This is a genomic window from Salidesulfovibrio brasiliensis JCM 12178 (assembly GCF_001311825.1).
GTDB lineage: Bacteria > Desulfobacterota > Desulfovibrionia > Desulfovibrionales > Desulfovibrionaceae > Pseudodesulfovibrio > Pseudodesulfovibrio brasiliensis.
Map to the genome: position 1 here is coordinate 1 of NZ_BBCB01000149.1, position 2691 is coordinate 2691.

A 2691-nucleotide genomic window follows, 5' to 3' on the forward strand; every position below is an offset into this window, starting at 1 on the left:
GGCAGGACTCTCCCGCCTCATCCCCCGCAGGAAGGCTGAGGCCGAAGCCGCGAGGGTGCCCGCATGAATCTCGCCGCACGCTTGAACAGAAACCGCACCGCACCGGGCGGGACCGAGGCACCCAAGGCCGTGGCCGCGCCCAAGGTCGCCAAGACAGACAACGGCACGTCCGAAGTCTTCTTCGAGATCAAGACCCGCATCCACGACCGGCTCATCGACCTGCTGGACCTCTCCCTGCTGGACCGGCTGGAAGAGAACGAAATGCGCGCCGAGATCGCCAAGGCCGCCGAAGGGCTTCTCTGGGAAGAGTTTCAGAACGCCCCGCTGAACCTTGCCGAGCGCAAGAAGATGCTGGCCGAGATTCAGGACGAGGTCGTGGGCCTCGGCCCGCTGGAGCCGCTGGTCAAGGACCCCACGGTCAACGACATTCTGGTCAACTCCTACAAGCAGATCTACGTGGAACGAAAGGGCAAGCTGGAAGTGACGCAGGCCCGCTTCCGCGACGACGACCACCTGCGCAAGATCATCGACCGCATCGTCTCCCGCGTGGGCAGGCGCATCGATGAATCCCAGCCCATGGTGGACGCCCGCCTGCTGGACGGTTCCCGCGTGAACGCCATCATCCCGCCGCTGGCGCTTGATGGCCCCTCGCTCTCCATACGCAAGTTCTCCCGCGACCCGCTGGAAGTGGAAGACCTCATAGGCTTCGACGCCCTCACGCCCGAGATGGCCATGATCATGGAAGGCGCGGTGCGCTGCCGCCTGAACGTCATCATCTCCGGGGGGACCGGCTCCGGTAAGACCACCCTCCTGAACTGTCTTTCGCGCTACATCCCGGAAAACGAACGCATCGTGACCATCGAGGACGCCGCAGAGCTGCAGCTCAAGCAGGACCACGTGGTGCGGCTGGAGACCCGGCCCGCCAACATCGAGGGCACGGGCGAAATCACCCAGCGCGATCTGGTCAAGAACTGCCTGCGCATGCGCCCGGACCGCATCATCGTCGGCGAGGTCCGCGCCTCCGAAGCCCTCGACATGCTTCAGGCCATGAACACCGGCCACGACGGCTCCCTGACCACCATCCACGCCAACAGCCCGCGCGACTGCCTGATGCGCCTCGAGACCATGGTCTCCATGGCCGGGTTGAACATTTCCGACGTGTCCATGAAGCGGTACGTGGCCTCGGCCGTGGACCTGATCATTCAGGCCACCCGCCTTGTGGACGGCACCAGAAAGGTCGTCAGCATTCAGGAAGTCACCGGCATGGAAGGCGAAATGATCACCATGCAGGAAATCTACGCATACGAGCAGACCGGCATGGGCGACGACGGCATGGTGCAGGGCTACCACACCGGCCGCGCCATCCGCCCGCGCTTTGCGGACAAGCTGGTGCGCATGGGCTTCCCCCTGCAGAACTCCATGTTCGACGTACACCCCGCCCTGCGTCGCACCGACGAACCGGAGGGCCTGCGATGATCGGCGTCATCCTGCTCTGCGCCCTCGTGGTGTTCCTCTTCGCCCTCGGCCTGACCTCGCTCCTGCGCGCCCGCAGAAACGAGGCTGACGAGCGCATCCGCAGCCGCCTCGGGGCGCTGGCCGCAGCCGACGCAAACGCCGAGAACGTGGAGTTGCTGGTCCGCCGCCAGATGAGCGACGTCCCGTGGTTCAACCGCTTTCTGGAGCAGATGCGCTGGGCCGCGAACCTAAGCCGCCTCGTGGCCATGTCCAAGGCCCCCGGCACCCCGGGCCTATACCTGCTCATGAGCGCCTCGCTGGCCATCACCGGCGTCTATTCGCTCTATCTCTTCACCGGCGGCCTGCTCGGCGCGGGAACGGTCGGTGTCATCATGGCCTACCTTCCCATCGCATGGCTGAAGCGGCGCAAGAACAAGCGCATGGACCGTTTTCAGGCCCAGCTCCCCGAAGCGCTCGACCTGCTGGCCCGCGCCCTCAAGGCCGGGCACACCTTCGGCGGCGGCATGCGCATGGTCGCGGACGAATTCGAAGACCCCATCGGCTCCGAAATCCGCCAAACCATCGATGAGATCAACTACGGCATGGACGCCGACCGCGCCCTCGATTCGCTCATGAAGCGCGTTGAGTGCCCGGACCTCAAGTTTTTCGTGGTCTCCGTGAACATCCAGCGCGAGACCGGCGGCAACCTCGCCGAAATCATCAGCAACATCGCCCGGCTGGTGCGCGAACGGTTCCAGCTGCACGGCAAGATCAAGGTGCTCTCGGCCGAAGGCCGCATCTCTGCGCTCATCCTCATCCTCCTGCCCTTTGCCGTGGCCGGAATCCTCTACGTGATCAACCCCGGTTACATGAGCCTGCTGTGGACCACCGAACTGGGTCGAACCATGGCCGTGAGCGCGGCATGTTCCATGGCGCTCGGCGCGTTCGTCATCCGCCGCATGATCAAGATCAAGGTGTAGGGCAGTGATGGATACCTATCTTCCCATACTCGCCGCGGGCCTCGCGTTCGCCGCCGTGCTTCTGGCCTCAATGGGTGCGCTGAGCATCTCCAGCGGCAGCCGGAAGTCCGAGGAGATCCGCGCGCGCATCGCCGGGAAGAGCCTTTCCCGCGAGAGCTCGGGCAGCTCGCTGCTGCTGGCGCTCTGGCGGCCCGTGGCCGACATGTTCAGCCGCCTCGGCGGCCAGCTCGGCCCCAAGACCGAAGAGGAACGCAGG

Annotated in this window: 2 protein-coding genes and 1 pseudogene; all 3 read left to right on the forward strand. The window is 65.1% G+C overall.

Annotation, left to right across the window (positions count from 1 at the left end; all coding sequences use genetic code 11):
* Nucleotides 1-63: 63 nt before the first annotated feature.
* The gene (locus JCM12178_RS17170) at nt 64-1476 is read left to right on the forward strand and encodes a TadA family conjugal transfer-associated ATPase (protein WP_054653187.1); all 1413 of its coding nucleotides are present in this window, start codon (nt 64-66) and stop codon (nt 1474-1476) included.
* The gene (locus JCM12178_RS17175) at nt 1473-2435 is read left to right on the forward strand and encodes a type II secretion system F family protein (RefSeq protein WP_054653189.1); all 963 of its coding nucleotides are present in this window, start codon (nt 1473-1475) and stop codon (nt 2433-2435) included. The genes JCM12178_RS17170 and JCM12178_RS17175 overlap by 4 nt, the downstream gene beginning before the upstream one ends.
* 7 nt (nt 2436-2442) lie before the next feature.
* A pseudogene (locus JCM12178_RS17180) lies at nt 2443-2691 on the forward strand (type II secretion system F family protein); the annotation flags it as partial.